This is a genomic window from Bacillus sp. GW823-FHT06A10, from assembly GCF_058795375.1.
In genome coordinates, this window is record NZ_JBXAHT010000002.1 from 512,177 (window position 1) to 530,842 (window position 18,666).

An 18,666-nucleotide genomic window follows, 5' to 3' on the forward strand; every position below is an offset into this window, starting at 1 on the left:
AAAGTGTGGGAATAGTAGTTGAAGTGAAAATGTATTGTAAAAAAGTAAGTATTTATAAAAAGGATTTGGAATGAAAATGACGTATTTATTATGTGTGTTTATTGAATTGCTGATCAACGCATTCTAAATCTTCATCAAATTTTTCATGTGTTCGCTCGATTAACTTATGGAACATATCTCCAACGTGTTCTTCTAAAACCCGAATGCCTTCCCCGGTAACGCCGCCTTTCACGCAAACCTTTTCTTGTAAGGTAGGTAATGTGAAGATTTCTTTTTCAAGTAATTTCCCCATCCCCACGACCATTTCACTTACTAAAGTAGTAGCCTCTTCGTGTGTAATATTTGTTTTATCTACAGCAGCGTTAATGAAGCATTGTAGTAAATAACTAAAGAAAGCAGGACCGCAACTTGCTATATCAGATGAAACACGTGTTATATCTTCTTCTATTACAAGAGGTGTAGAAATATTTTTGAATAGACGAAGTAGTTTTTGTTGCCATTCTTCAGAGCAATTATCTCCAAATGTAAATAGTGAGGCGCCAGAGAGGGCGCGATTTGTGATACTTGGAATGATACGTGCGACGTGGCACGGTACGAGAGTCTCTAATTGTGATGGAGATATTGGACTTGTAATAGAAACTAAGCACGTTTCATCAGAAAAATGTTCAGCGTATTTTTTTAGGATAGGGTATATATCTATCGGCTTAACGCAAATAAAAATAAGTTGTGATTGTTCGATTACTTCCGGGATTGTTTTTGCTATATGAACAGAAGGGTATTTTTCTTTTATATGATATGCTTTGGCAGGCGTCCGATTAATGATTGTAAGGCACGAAGGTTTGACAGCACGGGTTTCTAAAAATGCATCGATTAGTATATTCCCCATGTTTCCTGTCCCTATAATTCCTATGTTCAAAGTTTCATCCCTCCTTCGTAACAGCTTTCTCCTAAACAATATGAATGATGTTATAAATTTATGATTAGAGGTGTAAAATGATGTGGGATTTTCCGAAAAAGTGGTTAGGTTTAGTAGCTATTATTGGAACTTTACTTTTTCTTGTTTTTTGGAAAACGAATCAGAGTGTAGAACGAACGCCTATTACAATGAATGTGCAAGAGAAGGAGATAGAAAAAAAGGGTAAACCGAAAATATCGGATACAAAGGAACAGAAAAGAACAATTATAATTGATGTGAAAGGAGCGGTTAATAAAGAAGGGGTATATGAAATGAAGGAAGGGGATCGCGTAAAGGATGCGGTTCAAAAGGCTGGTGGTTTTTTATCAGAAGTAGATATGAAAAAAGTGAATTTAGCACAAATTGTACAAGATCAAATGCTTCTTTATATACCGAGTAAAAATGAGTCAGAACAAGGGATGTTTACTTCTTCTAAGGAAGATGGCAAGATTCGAATAAATACAGCAGCGAAAGAGCAATTGGAAAAAATTACAGGGATTGGCTCTCGAAAGGCAGAAAGTATTTTGAAATATCGAGAAGAACATGGTCCGTTTCAGAAAATAGAAGATTTATTAGAGATTGATGGGATTGGTGCGAAGTCTCTTGAAAAGATAAAAGATCAAATTATTATTCCGTAAAAGATTGACGAAGTTTTTCTTCTTTCGCTACACTACAAGTAGACAAAAAAGTAGGTGAAAAATATGGAACGAATTTCATGGGATCAATATTTTATGACGCAAAGCCATCTACTATCGTTACGTAGTACATGTACAAGGCTTGCGGTAGGAGCGACAATCGTTCGCGATAAACGAATTATTGCTGGTGGATATAATGGTTCGATTAAAGGTGGTGTACATTGTATAGATGATGGTTGTTACGTAATCGATAATCATTGTGTTCGGACAATTCATGCCGAAATGAATGCTTTATTACAATGTGCCAAGTTTGGTGCGAAAACAGAGGAAGCAGAAATTTACGTTACGCATTTCCCTTGTTTACAATGTTGTAAGGCAATTATTCAAAGTGGTATTACAGCGGTTTATTATGCGCAGGATTATAAAAATCATCCATACGCCATAGAGTTATTTGAACAAGCGAATGTAACAGTGAAGCACGTTCCGCTAGAATATGATATCGCTGCATTAGAGGAGCAAAAACGTTATACGGAGTTAAAAGAATTATTTGCGTCTTTAGAAAAAGATAATTTATCAATGGAAGAATTACAGCATGTATTCACGAAAGCAAAAATGATGCTATAAGGAGTGAGTATAAGTTGCAGGAACAATGGGGTTATGTTGCAATCTCGTTTATAATAGGGATTGCAATTGCCTTTTCCTCGTCACTTTTATTGATAGTTTTTTGCCTCTTTTTAAATGTTTTCTTCTGTTTATATCGCACTTCGCGTAAAACCTTCTTTTTTTGCATTGTAGCGTGCTTTAGTGGCGTTATATACACTTCCTATGTTCAAGGGTGGAATAAGTCTCTAGGAGAGCCCTATGGAGTTACAAGAGGGGTTATACAAAATACACCGCTTGTTAATGGGGATCGCCTATCTTTTCAGTTTGAAGATCACAATAAAAATATAGTGCAGTTAAGTTATAGAATAAAATCAGCCTTGGAAAAGGAAAAAATGCAGCAATTATACGCAGGGATATCATGTGTATTCGAGGGTGAGAGGAAAGAACCGCAAACAGCTCGGAATTTTCATGGTTTTAATTACCGTGATTATTTATACAAGCAACATATTCATTTCACATTTGAGGCTACATATATTTCTGAATGCTATAAAACATCACTGTCGCTCATGCAACGGATTCTCCTTTTGAGGCAACAAGTAATCTCGAAAGTTACAGAGATGTTTCCAGAGCAATCAGGTGCTTTTATGAATGCGTTACTATTTGGTGATAGACAACAAATGACGTTTGAAGTGGAAGAGCAATATCAACAGTTTGGTCTTGTACATTTGTTAGCAATTTCAGGTTCGCACATTGTATTGTTAATGGTGATAGTATATTTTATTTTGCTAAGAAGTGGTGCGACGAGGGAGGTAGCAACAATTTGCCTTATCATTTGTATTCCTTTGTATATGGTTTTAGCAGGGGCGTCACCCTCTGTTATAAGGGCTTCTATAACAGGAGTTTTGACGTTGATTGCTTTTATGTGCTCGATTCGTTTATCTAGTTTAGATGCTTTAAGTGTAACAGCTATATGTATGCTTATATATGACCCTTATCTTGTTTTTAATATTGGATTTCAGTTTTCTTTTGTAGGTAGCTTCGCTTTACTTTTGTCTGCTCCGTTATTGTTAGTGAGTAGCAACGGAGTAATCCGAAATTCTATTTATATTTCTATCATTTCACAGCTCGTTAGTACTCCGATTTTGTTATATCACTTTGGTTATTTTTCTCCATATAGCATTTTCCTCAATCTTTTATACGTTCCGTTTTTATCTATCATTGTATTACCATGTAGCATTATTATTTTACTGTGTATGCCAATTGTCCCGTTTCTCGCAAAAGGATTTGCGGATGTGTTATCAATAGGCTTGAGTATGTCTAATGTTTTTCTAAGTTATTGTGAAAGTTTACCATTTAACCAGCTTATTTTCGGGAAAACGTCCTTCAATCTTGTAGCTGTATATTGCGCGAGTATTGTCAGTATATTGATGGTTTGGGAAAGGAGAGCGCCGAAAAAAATGGTTTGTATAGTTGTGAGTATATTTCTTTTTATTAGCACGTGTCATTATGTATATCCATATTTTAGAGGAAGTGGAAGTGTAACATTTATTGATGTTGGACAAGGTGATGCAATATTAATTCGCCTTCCGTATGATAAAGGGGTTTATCTTATTGATACAGGTGGAACGCTTCGTGTCAATAAGGAAGAGTGGCAACAAAAAAAGCATGAATTTTCTGTTGGAAATGATGTTTTAATACCCTATTTACAAAAAGAAGGTATTAAAACAATTAATAAATTAATCGTAACGCATGGAGATGCAGATCATATAGGTGCTGCGCAAGAATTATTATCATATATACCTGTAAAAGAAGTTGTGTTTGGCCGGAAGGGAAAAGATGCAGTATTAGAAAAAGTAGTAAAGAAACAGGCATTAGAAAAGGAAATGAAAATAACTGAAGTGGGGGAAGGGGAAAGTTGGAGTGTAAATGAAGCTGAATTTTTCGTTTTAGCTCCAAAAGGAAAAGAAAAAAGTGAAAATAATGCTTCAATTGTAATATGGGCAAAATTTGGAGGATTGACGTGGCTATTTACAGGCGATTTAGAAGAAGAAGGAGAGCAGTTTTTAGTATCTGCGTATCCAGATTTGCGAGTAGATGTTTTAAAAGTTGCTCATCATGGAAGTAACACGTCATCTATAGAGTCTTTTTTGAACGTTATACAGCCCCGTGTAGCGATTATATCTGTTGGTAAGCAGAATAGATATGGACACCCACATAAAGAAGTGATAGAGCGTTTGGAGAAGATGGGGAGTGTGATATGGCGCACGGACAAGCAAGGTGCTATTTCCTATGTTTTTAAAGGGGAAAATGGAACCTTTCAAAGTAAAATCACATACGATAAGACATATAATAGGTGAAAAAGAGAAGACTGCCATGAAGTGGCAGCCTTTAAGAACCGATAAATTTAATAACAGTTGCAATGATGAAAAGTGTTGCGAAAAAACCAAATGAGACGATAAATCCTACCCCTGAATCAATAGCGTCATTGCGTTTACTTTGAACGTTTTGTTCAAAATCATTCATTTAGAATCCCTCCCCAACATTCCACTTTAGTATAAAATATTGTCAGAAAAAAATCTACAATTTCCATATGAAGAGAAAATGAGCTTTTTTGCTACTTTTAGATCATGAAGTAACGTGAGTTTTTTGTTTCCAAGCATGTTAACAGTTGGCACTTATACTCGAATTTTTATTGTGAATAATAAAGGGAAGGTGATTACCGCACACCAATAAGAAACCCGGGGCTTATTGCGTGGCGTTTAATATAAATAAAGGGACGGGTTATAAAGCCTGTTCCTTTGTACTTGTAAAACAAAAGCTAGGGCATTAGTATAAATATATATTGCCAAGTTAGGGAGTAGGAAAAAGTATGAGTGATATACATAAAAAAATTAAAAAGAAACAGTTTGCTTCGTTATATTTACTATATGGAACGGAAGCTTTTTTTATAAGTGAAACGATAAAGCTTATTACGACAGAAGCACTTGAAGAAGAAGATAGAGAGTTTAATGTTGTGACATACGATTTGGAAGAAGCATATTTAGAAGATGTGGTTGAGGATGCGCGTACGCTTCCTTTCTTTGGAGAACGGAAAGTACTGTTAATAAAATCACCGCTATTTCTGACTTCGCAAAAAGAAAAGTTAGAGCAAAATATAAAAATTTTAGAAGAATACATTGGTGAACCTTCTCCATTTTCTATTCTTGTTTTTGTTGCGCCTTACGAAAAACTTGATGAGCGAAAAAAAATTACAAAACTATTAAAGAAAACAGCAGATGTAGTAGAAGCGAATGCGATGCAAGTGCAGGATGTTCAGAAGTGGATTATTGCTCGTGCAGATGAAGTGCATGTGCACATTGATAACGCGGCTGTTAGTTTGTTGCTAGAGCTTGTGGGAAGTAATGTAACGATGTTGGCGAAGGAAATGGACAAGTTAACGTTATACGTTGGTATGGGCGGAGAGATTACGACGAAACTTGTTGCAGAGCTTGTGCCAAAATCAGTTGAGCAAAATGTATTTGCTTTGACAGAAAAAGTGGTGAAAAAAGATATTGCAGGTGCAATGCAAATTTTGGATGGATTATTTACGCAGCAGGAAGAGCCGATTAAATTGCTTGCGTTATTAGTGAGTCAATTCCGTTTGTTGTATCAAGTGAAAGAGTTACAGCAACGTGGTTATGGGCAAAATCAAATTGCATCTCATATTGGTGTACATCCGTATCGTGTAAAATTGGCGATGAATCAAACGAAATTTTTCTCTTTTGAAGAATTAAAAAAAGTGATTATAGAATTAGCAGAAGCTGATTATAGTATGAAGACGGGAAAGATGGATAAGAAACTTGTGCTCGAGTTTTTCTTAATGCGATTAAATCATATGTGATGACACAAAAAAAGTTCATGTACCTAGTGCATGAACTTTTTTTGTATATAAAAAAACGATCCAAATGGATCGTTTTTTAAACGCCTTACGCGTTTACTTGTTTCGCTAAGCGAGATTTTTGACGAGATGCAGCGTTTTGGTGGATAAGACCTTTACGAGCTGCTTTGTCAAGTTTTTTAGAAGCAGTTTTGAAAGCTTCTTTAGCATTTTCAAGATCGTTATTAGTAACTAAAGCTTCTACAGTTTTAACAGCAGAACGCATGTCAGACTTGATAGAAGCGTTATGTGCACGACGCTCTTCGCTAAGTTTAGCGCGTTTGATAGCAGATTTGATGTTTGCCATACTTTTCACCTCCCTGGTGCAATCGAATGACTCGATTCTTACATAGAACAAGTGATATTCTATCAAACGGTGAAGAGAATTGCAATAGTATATCCATGAAATTTCACGTAAAGGAAAGAATGACCTTATATAACTTTGGGAAATCTAACGATATTTACTATGAATTACGGAGGAGATACGATGAAAGAACCATTGGATTTAAGTAAATATAGCGTTAGAACTGACCTTGCTGTAGAAGCTCATCAAATGTTGCAAGAAAGCCAAGAAGAACAAAAAGGGATACAGGGGGTAATTGTAAAAGAGAGGGAAGAAGAAGGTACTATAATTACAAAAGTAACAATTGATGAAGCTGCCTCTGAAGCGATGGGTAAAAAACCTGGAAATTATTTAACGCTTGAAGTACAAGGTATACGTCAGCAAGATACAGAACTTCAACAAAAAGTGGAGCGTATTTTTGCAAAAGAATTTTCTTATTTCTTAGAAGAGGTTGGTGTTACCAAAGAAGCGAGCTGTTTAATTGTAGGCCTTGGGAATTGGAATGTAACACCGGATGCTCTTGGGCCAATAGTTGTAGAAAATGTATTAGTAACGAGACATTTGTTTCAATTGCAGCCTGAAAGTGTAGAAGAAGGATTCAGGCCTGTTAGTGCAATTCGGCCGGGGGTAATGGGGATTACAGGCATCGAAACGAGCGATGTTATTTATGGGATTATTGAGAAGACAAATCCAGACTTTGTAATTGCGATTGACGCATTAGCTGCCCGTTCTATTGAACGAGTAAATAGCACGATACAAATTTCTGATACTGGAATCCATCCTGGATCAGGGGTTGGGAATAAACGTAAGGAACTAAGTAAAGAGACATTAGGTATCCCTGTTATCGCAATTGGTGTTCCGACTGTGGTCGATGCCGTTTCGATTACAAGTGATACGATTGATTTTATTTTGAAACATTTTGGTCGAGAGATGAAAGAAGGAAACAAACCTTCAAGATCTTTGTTACCAGCGGGATTTTCATTTGGAGAAAAGAAAAAATTAACAGAAGAAGATATGCCAGATGAAAAGAGCCGAAATATGTTTTTAGGTGCTGTTGGTACGTTAGAAGAAGAAGAAAAAAGAAGGTTGATTTATGAAGTGCTATCGCCTCTTGGTCATAACTTAATGGTGACCCCAAAAGAAGTAGATACTTTTATTGAGGATATGGCGAATGTAATAGCGAGTGGTTTAAATGCAGCGCTGCATCATCAAATTGATCAAGATAATACGGGAGCGTATACACATTGAGGGAGAAAGATGATAATAGTTTGAGTCGTTTTGCGCTTTTGTGTATATGTAGTGTAGCTTTATGTTTACTTATGATGATAGCAGGAGTGTCACTTGCTAATCATGGTTTGAAAAGTATGAAAGGTTATCGGCAATTGTCGTATGAACAAATAGCTCATATGACAGGGACAGAGAGTACAGGTGCTGAATCAGAAATTTTGGGTAGTTCGTTTTCAGCTTCAGAAAAACAACAACAATTAGAACGTTTAAGAAGTTTTAATGTTGTAGAAGGAATTGGGATGGCGGTAGCAAGTGTAGCTTATGAAATGACGAAGTTCGGAACGGATATAGTTGTTGGGAAAATAAAGGGGATTTTTAGCTAAGAGTAGCATGGGAGATGGTTGTTTTACTGATTTGTAAGACAACCGTTTTAAAATTTGAAAAGGGTTTGTCTCTTATGGTTTATTCGCATAAGATATAGATAGAATGATTTGTATCGTAAGCAGCACGAGTTTTCATTGAATCTTTGTTGCTCTATTGATATAATCAGTGCTAGTGTATATTGGCGAGACTATTAGGAGTTGAGAACATAGATGAACAAAGAAGAAAGAGCAAAAAGACAGTCCAAAATTCGTAATTTCTCTATTATTGCTCATATTGACCACGGAAAATCAACGTTAGCAGACCGTATTTTAGAGAAAACAAATGCGTTAACACAACGCGAAATGAAAGCTCAGTTGCTTGACTCTATGGATTTAGAGCGTGAGCGTGGTATTACAATCAAATTAAACGCAGTTCAATTAAACTATAAAGCAAAAGATGGTGAAGAGTATATTCTTCATTTAATTGATACACCAGGACACGTCGACTTTACGTACGAAGTATCTCGTAGTTTAGCGGCTTGTGAAGGCGCGATTCTTGTAGTAGATGCAGCGCAAGGTATTGAAGCTCAAACGTTAGCGAACGTATACTTAGCGCTCGATAACAACTTAGAAATTTTACCAGTTATCAATAAAATCGACTTACCAAGTGCGGATCCAGAACGTGTACGTCAAGAGGTAGAAGATGTAATTGGTTTAGATGCATCAGAAGCGGTACTTGCTTCTGCGAAAGCTGGAATTGGTATTGAAGAAATTTTAGAACAAATTGTTGAAAAAGTACCAGCTCCGGCAGGTGATTCAGAAGAGCCGTTACAATGTATGATTTTCGACTCTTTATATGATCCGTACCGTGGTGTAATTGCTTATATCCGTGTTGTAAATGGAACGGTAAAAGTTGGCGATAAAGTACGTATGATGGCAACGGGTAAAGAATTTGAAGTAACAGAAGTAGGTGTATTTACACCGAAAACTACGCAACGTGACGAGTTAACAGTAGGTGATGTAGGTTTCTTAGCAGCATCTATTAAAAACGTAGGTGATACACGTGTTGGTGATACGATTACACATGCGAAACGTCCAGCTGCAGAGGCGTTACCAGGTTACCGTAAATTAAACCCGATGGTATTCTGTGGGCTGTATCCAATTGATTCTGCTCGTTATAACGATTTACGTGATGCGTTAGAAAAATTAGAGTTAAACGATTCTGCTCTTGAGTTTGAACCAGAAACATCTCAAGCGTTAGGATTTGGTTTCCGTTGTGGATTCTTAGGACTTCTTCACATGGAAATCATTCAAGAACGTATTGAACGTGAATTTAAGATTGACTTAATTACAACAGCGCCAAGCGTTATTTATAAAGTTTATTTAACAAACGGTGAAGATGTTATTGTTGATAATCCATCTAATATGCCAGATCCACAGTCTATCGATCGTGTAGAAGAGCCGTTTGTGAAGGCTTCAATTATGGTTCCGAATGACTATGTTGGAGCTGTAATGGAAATTTGCCAAGGTAAACGTGGAACGTTTATTGATATGCAATATTTAGATGAAACGCGTGTTACATTAACATATGAAATCCCGTTATCAGAAATCGTATATGACTTCTTCGATCAATTGAAATCAAATACGAAAGGGTATGCATCATTTGACTACGAGTTAATTGGTTATAAACCATCTAAACTTGTGAAAATGGATATTCTTTTAAATAATGAACAAGTGGATGCTTTATCATTTATCGTACACCGTGATTCAGCGTATGACCGTGGTAAAGTAATTGTAGAGAAATTAAAAGAATTAATTCCGAGACAACAGTTCGAAGTACCAATTCAGGCGACTATCGGAAATAAAGTTGTAGCACGTTCTACAATTAAGGCGATGCGTAAAAACGTACTTGCAAAATGTTACGGCGGTGACATTTCTCGTAAGCGTAAACTTCTTGATAAGCAAAAAGAAGGTAAAAAACGTATGAAGTCTGTTGGTTCTGTAGAAGTGCCACAAGAGGCATTCATGGCTGTACTGAAAATGGATGACAACTAATATTTGAAATAAAAAAGAAGTCGTTTGTGCGGCTTCTTTTTTCTGTATAATTACTTTTTAGACATCTGAGCAGCTCTCATTTACAATAATGAGAGAGCTTTTTAGTTCATATAGAGTTAGGAGATTGTTAATGTCCGAAAATATTCGAAAAGATATTCAAGATAAAATACAAAATGGCAATTTTAATTGTGAAAAGGAATTGACGCTTTCTATTATTAGTGGAAAGTGGAAAGTTGTGATACTGTGGCATCTTGGTGTGGAAGGGCCTCATCGTTTTAGTGAATTACAACGGTTATTCCCAAGCATTTCTCATAAAGTTTTGTCGAACCAATTAAAAGAGTTAATGGAAGATGGGATTGTTGATCGAACAGTATATCCCGAAATTCCTCCTCGTGTTGAGTATTATATGACGGAACTAGGCATGTCACTTTTACCGATCGTTGAAATGATGTATGATTGGGGAAAAATGCGAATGGAACAAATTCGTAATACGTTAGAGAAGTAGAGAATCCTCCGGAGTGCGGAGGTTTTCTTTTTAGAAAGGTAGGAGTTATATTTGGTACAAGCTGCATATATTCATATTCCGTTTTGTCAGCACATTTGTCACTATTGTGATTTTAATAAAGTGTTTATTGAACGCCAACCGGTTGATCAATATTTAGATTATTTAGAGAAGGAAATAATAAATACGGTTCAAAAAGTTCCGTTTGATAGTATGAAAACGATTTTTGTGGGCGGTGGAACTCCGACAGCGTTAAATATGGAACAGACAAAAAAATTACTCGAGATTATTAATCGTCATTTGCGTCCGTTTGCTCCGAATTGTGAATTGACATTTGAAGCAAATCCAGGAGATCTACCGAAAGAGAAGTTGAATGTACTACTAGAAGGTGGAGTGAATCGAATTAGTTTTGGTGTGCAAACGTTCCGTGATGAACTGCTTGAGAAAATCGGGCGCAAGCATACGAGGGAAGATGCATTCCTAGCAATTCGAGAAGCTCAGGAAGTAGGCTTTAAAAATATTAATGTAGATATTATTTATGCTTTGCCAGGACAAACGATAGAAGATGTGAAGGAAACATTAGACATTGCTTTTACGCTTGGTGTACAACATTTCTCGGCATATTCATTAATTGTGGAACCTAAAACAGTGTTTTATAACTTAATGAATAAAGGGAAATTGCGTCTTCCGGGTGAAGACCATGAAGCTAAAATGTATGAAATGGTAATGGATGAAATGGAGAAACACGGTTATAACCAGTATGAAATTAGTAATTTCTCAAAAGGTGACAATAAAAGTAGACATAATCTCACATACTGGAATAATGAAGAGTATTATGGCTTTGGAGCTGGAGCTCATAGTTATGTGAATGGGGAACGTATTCAAAATGTAGGTCCGCTGAAGCAATATTTTAATAAAATTGATGAAACAGGATTTCCGTATTTAGATGTTCATAAGGTGACGGAGAAAGAAAGAATGGAAGAAGAACTGTTCTTAGGACTTCGAAAAACAAAAGGTGTTTCTAAAACAGCATTCCGCAATAAATTTAATGTGGAGATGGATCAAGTTTTCGCGAAGCAGTTACAAAGCAATCAAGAACAAGGATTACTTGAAGAGGAAAATGGACATGTGCGTTTAACGCGAAAAGGAAAATTATTAGGGAATGAAGTATTCCAATCATTTTTGATTGACTAATTAAATGTTCCATAGGCGTGAAAAAGTTTCATTATTTCGTGACGTTTCCGTTGACAATTGAATGTCAATTTTGGTAAGTTATTAATAGATTTAGCACTCAAAGACAAAGAGTGCTAACAGAGGTGATGATGAGATGCTTACGGAACGTCAGCTCTTAATTTTACAAACAATTATTGATGACTTTATTGGATCAGCGCAGCCTGTTGGGTCTAGAACGTTGGCTAAAAAAGATGAAATTACATTTAGTTCAGCTACTATTCGAAATGAAATGGCGGACTTAGAAGAATTAGGTTTTATTGAAAAAACGCACAGTTCTTCTGGACGTGTTCCTTCTGAGAAAGGCTACCGATTTTATGTAGACCATCTTTTAGCGCCGCAAAACTTACCGAACGCTGAAATTGTACAAATTAAAGATTTATTTGCTGAAAGAATTTTTGAAGCGGAAAAAATTGCACAGCAATCTGCTCAAATTTTATCAGAACTTACGAATTATACGGCCATTGTTCTTGGACCGAAGTTAAGTACAAATAAACTTAAAAATGTACAAATTGTGCCGCTTGATCGTCAAACTGCAGTCGCTATTATTGTAACTGATACAGGGCATGTACAAAGTAAAACGATTACCGTTCCGGAATCTGTTGATTTATCAGATTTAGAAAAAATGGTTAATGTTTTAAATGAAAAGCTATCTGGCGTACCGATGGAAGAACTTCATAATAAAATCTTTAAGGAAATTGTTACAGTTTTACGTGGGTATGTTCATAATTACGATAGTGCAATAAAAATGTTAGATGGTACATTTCAAGTTCCGTTATCGGAAAAGATATACTTTGGAGGAAAAGCAAATATGCTTTCGCAGCCAGAGTTCCATGACATTCAAAAGGTTAGATCTTTGCTTACCATGATTGATAATGAAGCCGAATTTTATGACATTTTGCGTCATAAACAAGTCGGGATTCAAGTGAAAATTGGTAGGGAAAACACTTCGACGGCTATGGAGGATTGCAGTTTAATTTCTGCAACATATTCGATCGGCGAAGAGCAACTTGGAACAATTGCTATTTTAGGTCCTACGAGAATGCAATATTCTCGTGTAATTAGTTTGTTACAGTTATTTACGAGACAATTTACTGATGGACTTAAAAAGTAAATGAGAGTAATACATTCGCTCAAGTGATGAAATTTTCATTGCTGTGTGTAATATATAATGCTTAGGTAATCATGCTATGCATGATACCTAATACCTTTTAAGGAGGTGAATATTGTGGAAGAGCGTAACGAACAAGTGGTAGAAGAAGTAAAAGAAGCGCAAGTTGAAGAAGCTGTCACGCCAGAAAACAGTGAAGAAACTGTAGAAGAAAAAAGTGAGGCTGCTCTTTTACAAGAAAAAGTAGATGAGTTACAAGCGAAACTAACGGAAACGGAAGGTCGCACATTACGTCTACAAGCTGATTTTGAAAATTATAAGCGCCGTGTCCAAATGGATAAACAGGCTGCTGAAAAATATAGAGCACAAAGTCTAGTTTCAGACATCTTGCCAGCTCTTGATAATTTTGAAAGAGCAATGCAAGTGGAAGCGACTGATGAGCAAACGAAATCCTTGTTACAAGGTATGGAAATGGTGCATCGTCAATTGTTAGAAGCGCTGACTAAAGAAGGTGTGGAAGTGATTGAAGCTGTTGGTAAACAGTTTGATCCTAATGAACACCAAGCTATTATGCAAGTGGAAGATAGTGAATTTGAATCAAACGCGGTTGTGGAAGAATTCCAAAAAGGTTATAAATTAAAAGACCGTGTGATTCGCCCATCAATGGTAAAAGTAAATCAATAATTTACATAAAACTAGGAGGATTCGCCATGAGTAAAATTATCGGTATTGACTTAGGTACAACAAACTCTTGTGTAGCTGTTATGGAAGGTGGAGAACCAAAGGTTATCCCAAATCCAGAAGGAAACCGTACAACACCTTCTGTTGTAGCTTTCAAAAATGAAGAACGTCAAGTTGGGGAAGTTGCAAAGCGCCAAGCAATTACAAACCCAAATACAATCATGTCTGTTAAACGTCATATGGGTACAGACTACAAAGTAGAAGTTGAAGGTAAAGATTATACACCTCAAGAAATTTCTGCAATCATTTTACAAAACTTAAAAGCTTCTGCTGAAGCATACTTAGGTGAAACAGTAACGAAAGCTGTTATTACAGTACCTGCATACTTCAACGATGCAGAGCGTCAAGCAACGAAAGATGCTGGTCGTATCGCTGGTTTAGAAGTTGAGCGTATCATTAACGAGCCAACAGCAGCAGCACTTGCTTACGGTTTAGAAAAACAAGACGAAGAACAAAAAATCTTAGTATATGACTTAGGTGGCGGTACATTTGATGTATCTATCCTTGAGTTAGCAGACGGCACATTCGAAGTTATTTCAACTGCTGGTGACAACCGTCTTGGTGGCGATGACTTTGACCAAGTTATCATCGATCACTTAGTAGCTGAGTTCAAAAAAGAAAATAACATTGATTTAAGCCAAGATAAAATGGCGCTTCAACGCTTGAAAGATGCAGCTGAAAAAGCGAAAAAAGATCTTTCTGGTGTAACACAAACTCAAATTTCATTACCATTCATTAGTGCTGGAGCTGCTGGTCCATTACACTTAGAATTAACGTTAACAAGAGCGAAATTCGAAGAGCTTTCAGCAGGTCTTGTTGAAAGAACATTAGAGCCAACTCGTCGTGCATTAAAAGACGCTGGTTTTGCTCCAAGCGAATTAGATAAAGTTATTCTTGTTGGTGGATCTACTCGTATCCCAGCTGTACAAGAAGCTATTAAACGTGAAACTGGTAAAGAGCCATATAAAGGTGTAAACCCTGATGAAGTTGTAGCATTAGGTGCTGCAGTTCAAGGTGGCGTACTTACTGGTGATGTAGAAGGCGTTCTATTATTAGACGTAACTCCACTTTCTTTAGGTATTGAAACTATGGGTGGCGTGTTCACGAAATTAATCGAGCGTAACACTACAATTCCAACAAGTAAGTCACAAGTATTCTCGACAGCTGCTGATAATCAACCAGCAGTAGACATTCACGTATTACAAGGTGAGCGTCCAATGTCAGCTGACAACAAAACGTTAGGTCGTTTCCAATTAACTGACCTTCCACCAGCACCACGTGGTATTCCACAAATCGAAGTAACATTCGATATTGATGCGAACGGTATCGTTAACGTACGTGCGAAAGACTTAGGAACAAGCAAAGAGCAAGCTATTACAATCCAATCTTCTTCAGGTCTTTCTGATGAAGAAGTAGAACGTATGGTACAAGAAGCGGAAGCAAATGCTGACGCTGACCAAAAACGTAAGGAAGAAGTTGAACTTCGTAACGAAGCTGACCAACTTGTATTCCAAACAGACAAAGTTGTAAAAGATTTAGAAGGTAAAGTAGATGCAGCTGAAGTTGCAAAAGCAACAGAAGCGAAAGAAGCATTACAAGCTGCAATTGAGAAAAACGAGCTTGAAGAAATTCGTGCGAAAAAAGATGCTTTACAAGAAATCGTACAACAATTAACTGTTAAATTATACGAGCAAGCTCAAGCAGCTGCTGGCCAAGCAGAAGGTGCGCAAGGTGCACAAGACGCTGGCACGAAGAAAGACAATGTAGTTGACGCTGAGTTTGAAGAAGTAAAAGAAGACAAGTAATTCAACTGTAAACATAATAAGTAAGATGACAAAAAGTCAAAGTCAAGCGTGCCTTGACTTTGGCTTTTTTCACGAATGAGAAGCGATGTGTGAGGATCTTAAGTTTTTCGCTTTGCATACTGTAAGTGAGGAAACTTTGTTGCAAAGCACTTTCTTTCGGTGTTAAAATTACGTTTATGTGAAAGATTCGGGGGTTGTAAATTTATGAGTAAACGAGACTATTATGAGGTCCTTGGACTTAGCAAGGGCGCTTCAACAGATGAAATAAAAAAAGCGTATCGTCGTTTGGCTAAAAAATACCATCCAGACGTAAGCAAAGAAGAAAATGCAATTGAAAAGTTTAAAGAAGTACAAGAAGCATACGAAGTGTTAAGTGATGATCAAAAGCGTGCGCAGTACGATCAATTTGGTCATGCTGGTGCAAATCAAGGATTCGGTGGATTTGGCGGCGGAGGAGACTTCGGCGGTGGCTTCGGTTTTGAAGATATATTTAGTTCTTTCTTTGGCGGCGGCGGCAGCAGACGTCGTGATCCAAATGCTCCGCGCCAAGGTGCTGACTTACAATATCAAGTCACTTTAGATTTTGAAGAAGCTATTTTTGGTAAGGAATTAAATGTGGAAATTCCAGTAGAAGATCCATGTGATACTTGTAAAGGTAGTGGAGCAAAACCAGGAACTTCAAAAGAAACATGTAAACATTGTTCAGGCTCTGGTCAAGTGAGTGTAGAACAAAACACACCGTTTGGTCGTATCGTAAACCGTCAAGCTTGTGGTCATTGTTCAGGAACTGGACAAATTATTAAAGAAAAATGTACGACATGTCACGGTTCAGGTAAAGTTCGTAAGCGTAAAAAAATCAATGTTAAAATTCCAGCGGGTATCGATAATGGTCAACAAATTCGTGTGTCTGGAAAAGGTGAAGCCGGCGTAAATGGCGGACCAGCAGGAGACTTATATGTTGTCGTTCATGTAAGAAATCATGAATTCTTCGAGCGTGAAGGAGATCACATTATTTGCGAAATGCCATTAACATTTGCGCAAATGGCGCTTGGTGATGAAGTGGAAGTTCCTACTGTTCATGGTAAAGTGAAGCTGAAAATTCCAGCAGGAACACAAACTGGAACAGAATTCCGCTTAAAAGGAAAAGGTGCTCCGAACGTACGTGGATACGGCCAAGGAGATCAATATGTAGTCGTTCGTGTTGTTGTACCGACGAAATTGACTTCACAGCAAAAAGATTTATTACGTGAATTTGCAGGACAAGAAGAGCAGGATGATAGTTTATTCGGAAAGCTTAAACGTGCTTTCAAAGGGGAATAATGGAAATAAAAAATGGAGTTGGTAAATTGTGAAATGGTCAGAAATTAGTATTCATACAACAGAAGAAGCAGTAGAAGCTGTCTCTCATATTTTACATGAAGCTGGTGCTAGCGGAGTTGCGATTGAGGATCCAGCGGAGTTAACGAAAGAGCGCGAGCAACAATATGGTGAAATTTATGCATTGAATCCAGATGAATATCCGGCGGAAGGTGTATTAATAAAAGCATATTTCCCGCAAACGGATTCTTTACATGAAACGATTGCAGGTGTAAAATCATCTATTGATGTGCTTCCATCTTACGACATTGAAATTGGTACTGGAAATATTACCGTTAACGAAGTCAATGAAGAAGATTGGGCTACTGCTTGGAAAAAATATTACCATCCAGTACAAATTTCTGATACATTCACAATCGTACCGACGTGGGAAGAATATACACCATCTTCTCCTGATGAAAAAATCATTGAATTAGACCCAGGTATGGCGTTTGGTACAGGAACTCATCCAACAACAACGATGTGTATTCGTGCTTTAGAAAAAACAGTACAGCCAGGTGACACTATCATTGATGTAGGAACAGGTTCTGGTGTGCTTAGTATTGCAGCGGCAAAATTAGGTGCGTCTTCTGTTCAAGCATATGATTTAGATCCGGTTGCAGTTGAAAGTGCAGAAATGAATGTGCGTTTAAATAAAACAGATGATATCGTGTCTGTTGGGCAAAATAGTCTTTTAGAAGGTATTGAAGGTCCTGTTGATTTAATCGTAGCTAACTTATTAGCAGAAATTATTCTTTTATTCCCTGAAGATGCAGCGAGAGTTGTGAAGTCAGGTGGATTATTTATTACATCGGGCATTATTGCTGCGAAGGAAAAAGTAATTTCTGAGGCGTTAGAACAAGCTGGATTTACAATTGAAGAAGTGTTACGAATGGAAGATTGGGTAGCAATTATTGCACGAAATGCGTAATATAGATTTTAGTCTATAATGAAAAGGGGAGTCTCTCACTATAAGGTGAGGGACTTGCCGTTTGTTATATGAAAAATGATAATGTTTCGCTCTTTTCGTAAGTGTTGACTTACGAAAGGAACGAAACTCTACTAAGGTGATTATATGCAACGTTATTTTGTAGAAGAAAAACATGTAAGTGAAGCAAAAATTCGCATTGTAGGTGATGATGTACATCACATTGCGAGAGTAATGCGTATGACAGCTGGCGATCAAATTTATTGCTGTGTAAACGGAAAAACAGCAGTATGTTCAATTGATGAAATTACCAGTGAATTTATTAATACGGCTATTGTAGAATGGGTAGAGGCGTCAAGTGAACTTCCTGTTTTCGTGACGATTGCAAGTGGACTGCCAAAAGGAGACAAGCTAGAGTTGATTTTTCAAAAAGGAACTGAGCTTGGGGCAGCTGCATTCTTACCATTTCAAGCATCTCGCTCTATCGTAAAATGGGATGCGAAAAAAGCTGATAAAAAAGTTGAGCGTTTAAGAAAAATTGTGAAAGAAGCTGCGGAACAATCACATAGAAGTGAAATTCCGGAAGTACATGCTCCGGCATCATTTAAGCAACTGCTTACAATGAGTGGTGAGTATGATGTTTGTCTTGTTGCTTACGAAGAGGAAGCGAAACAAGGCGAGAAATCTAATTTTGCGAAAGCTTTAACGACAATGAAACCAGGTCAAAAGCTATTGATTGTATTTGGCCCAGAAGGCGGTTTAGCTGAGGAAGAGATTACAGCGCTTCGTGAACATAAATTTGTACCATGTAGTTTAGGACCAAGAATTTTAAGAACAGAAACGGCGCCGTTATACGCGTTAAGTGCTGCTTCGTATCATTTTGAATTGATGGGGTGA

Annotated in this window: 18 protein-coding genes; 15 read left to right on the forward strand and 3 right to left on the reverse strand. The window is 37.1% G+C overall.

Translation table 11 applies throughout. The features are described 5' to 3' along the window. Nucleotides 1-88: 88 nt before the first annotated feature. A complete protein-coding gene (comER, locus tag AC1Q8M_RS17430; protein ID WP_001020554.1) occupies nt 89-916 on the reverse strand; it encodes a late competence protein ComER in 828 nt (275 codons plus the stop codon). A gap of 77 nt (nt 917-993) precedes the next feature. Here comER and AC1Q8M_RS17435 point away from each other — a divergent pair, with 77 nt between their 5' ends. The 3 genes from AC1Q8M_RS17435 to AC1Q8M_RS17445 all read left to right on the forward strand — a co-directional run bounded on the left by AC1Q8M_RS17435 (nt 994) and on the right by AC1Q8M_RS17445 (nt 4,550). Beyond that, entirely contained in the window at nt 994-1,593 is a 600-nt protein-coding gene (locus tag AC1Q8M_RS17435) for a helix-hairpin-helix domain-containing protein (RefSeq protein WP_000989936.1), read from the forward strand. A gap of 63 nt (nt 1,594-1,656) precedes the next feature. Beyond that, on the forward strand, nt 1,657-2,214 hold the full coding sequence (locus AC1Q8M_RS17440) for a ComE operon protein 2 (RefSeq protein ID WP_000439773.1): 558 nt from the start codon (nt 1,657-1,659) through the stop codon (nt 2,212-2,214). Between the two features lie 14 nt (nt 2,215-2,228). After that, nucleotides 2,229-4,550: a DNA internalization-related competence protein ComEC/Rec2 gene (locus AC1Q8M_RS17445; protein ID WP_016512315.1), complete on the forward strand. Its 2,322-nt coding sequence runs from the start codon at nt 2,229-2,231 to the stop codon at nt 4,548-4,550. A 31-nt stretch (nt 4,551-4,581) separates the two neighbouring features. On the opposite strand, the gene AC1Q8M_RS17450 is transcribed toward AC1Q8M_RS17445, so the two are convergent. Continuing rightward, nucleotides 4,582-4,716, reverse strand: a complete 135-nt coding sequence (locus tag AC1Q8M_RS17450; RefSeq protein ID WP_000997609.1) for a YqzM family protein — start codon at nt 4,714-4,716, stop codon at nt 4,582-4,584. 346 nt (nt 4,717-5,062) lie between these two features. Here AC1Q8M_RS17450 and holA point away from each other — a divergent pair, with 346 nt between their 5' ends. After that, a complete protein-coding gene (gene holA, locus AC1Q8M_RS17455) occupies nt 5,063-6,073 on the forward strand; it encodes a DNA polymerase III subunit delta (RefSeq protein ID WP_098360854.1) in 1,011 nt (336 codons plus the stop codon). Between the two features lie 85 nt (nt 6,074-6,158). Here the strand turns inward: holA and rpsT are convergent, their stop codons facing one another. Next, on the reverse strand, nt 6,159-6,416 hold the full coding sequence (gene rpsT / locus AC1Q8M_RS17460) for a 30S ribosomal protein S20 (RefSeq protein WP_001274012.1): 258 nt from the start codon (nt 6,414-6,416) through the stop codon (nt 6,159-6,161). A 180-nt stretch (nt 6,417-6,596) separates the two neighbouring features. Between rpsT and gpr the strand changes: the two genes are divergently transcribed. The 11 genes from gpr to AC1Q8M_RS17515 all read left to right on the forward strand — a co-directional run bounded on the left by gpr (nt 6,597) and on the right by AC1Q8M_RS17515 (nt 18,666). Further along, nucleotides 6,597-7,700 carry a GPR endopeptidase gene (gene gpr, locus AC1Q8M_RS17465; protein WP_000662644.1) on the forward strand — a complete coding sequence of 368 codons (1,104 nt, stop codon included), beginning with the start codon at nt 6,597-6,599 and terminating at the stop codon, nt 7,698-7,700. After that, a complete protein-coding gene (locus tag AC1Q8M_RS17470) occupies nt 7,697-8,062 on the forward strand; it encodes a YqxA family protein (RefSeq protein WP_001207094.1) in 366 nt (121 codons plus the stop codon). Before gpr ends, AC1Q8M_RS17470 begins: the two co-directional genes overlap by 4 nt. A gap of 210 nt (nt 8,063-8,272) precedes the next feature. After that, nucleotides 8,273-10,096: an elongation factor 4 gene (gene lepA, locus AC1Q8M_RS17475; RefSeq protein ID WP_001030948.1), complete on the forward strand. Its 1,824-nt coding sequence runs from the start codon at nt 8,273-8,275 to the stop codon at nt 10,094-10,096. Between the two features lie 130 nt (nt 10,097-10,226). Further along, entirely contained in the window at nt 10,227-10,601 is a 375-nt protein-coding gene (locus tag AC1Q8M_RS17480; RefSeq protein WP_001293539.1) for a winged helix-turn-helix transcriptional regulator, read from the forward strand. 51 nt (nt 10,602-10,652) lie between these two features. Then, nucleotides 10,653-11,792, forward strand: coding sequence for a radical SAM family heme chaperone HemW (gene hemW / locus AC1Q8M_RS17485; protein ID WP_000249436.1), 1,140 nt, complete (start codon nt 10,653-10,655; stop codon nt 11,790-11,792). Nucleotides 11,793-11,925: 133 nt separating this feature from the next. Next, complete coding sequence (hrcA, locus tag AC1Q8M_RS17490) at nt 11,926-12,942, forward strand: heat-inducible transcriptional repressor HrcA (protein ID WP_000954942.1); 1,017 nt, start codon at nt 11,926-11,928, stop codon at nt 12,940-12,942. A gap of 114 nt (nt 12,943-13,056) precedes the next feature. After that, complete coding sequence (gene grpE / locus AC1Q8M_RS17495; protein WP_000392711.1) at nt 13,057-13,623, forward strand: nucleotide exchange factor GrpE; 567 nt, start codon at nt 13,057-13,059, stop codon at nt 13,621-13,623. Nucleotides 13,624-13,649: 26 nt separating this feature from the next. Further along, nucleotides 13,650-15,485, forward strand: coding sequence for a chaperone protein DnaK (gene dnaK / locus AC1Q8M_RS17500; protein WP_000034701.1), 1,836 nt, complete (start codon nt 13,650-13,652; stop codon nt 15,483-15,485). Between the two features lie 204 nt (nt 15,486-15,689). Continuing rightward, the gene (gene dnaJ, locus AC1Q8M_RS17505; protein ID WP_098360856.1) at nt 15,690-16,805 is read left to right on the forward strand and encodes a molecular chaperone DnaJ; all 1,116 of its coding nucleotides are present in this window, start codon (nt 15,690-15,692) and stop codon (nt 16,803-16,805) included. Nucleotides 16,806-16,833: 28 nt separating this feature from the next. Next, nucleotides 16,834-17,772, forward strand: a complete 939-nt coding sequence (gene prmA / locus AC1Q8M_RS17510; RefSeq protein ID WP_000872103.1) for a 50S ribosomal protein L11 methyltransferase — start codon at nt 16,834-16,836, stop codon at nt 17,770-17,772. 144 nt (nt 17,773-17,916) lie between these two features. Then, the gene (locus AC1Q8M_RS17515) at nt 17,917-18,666 is read left to right on the forward strand and encodes a 16S rRNA (uracil(1498)-N(3))-methyltransferase (RefSeq protein WP_001190142.1); all 750 of its coding nucleotides are present in this window, start codon (nt 17,917-17,919) and stop codon (nt 18,664-18,666) included.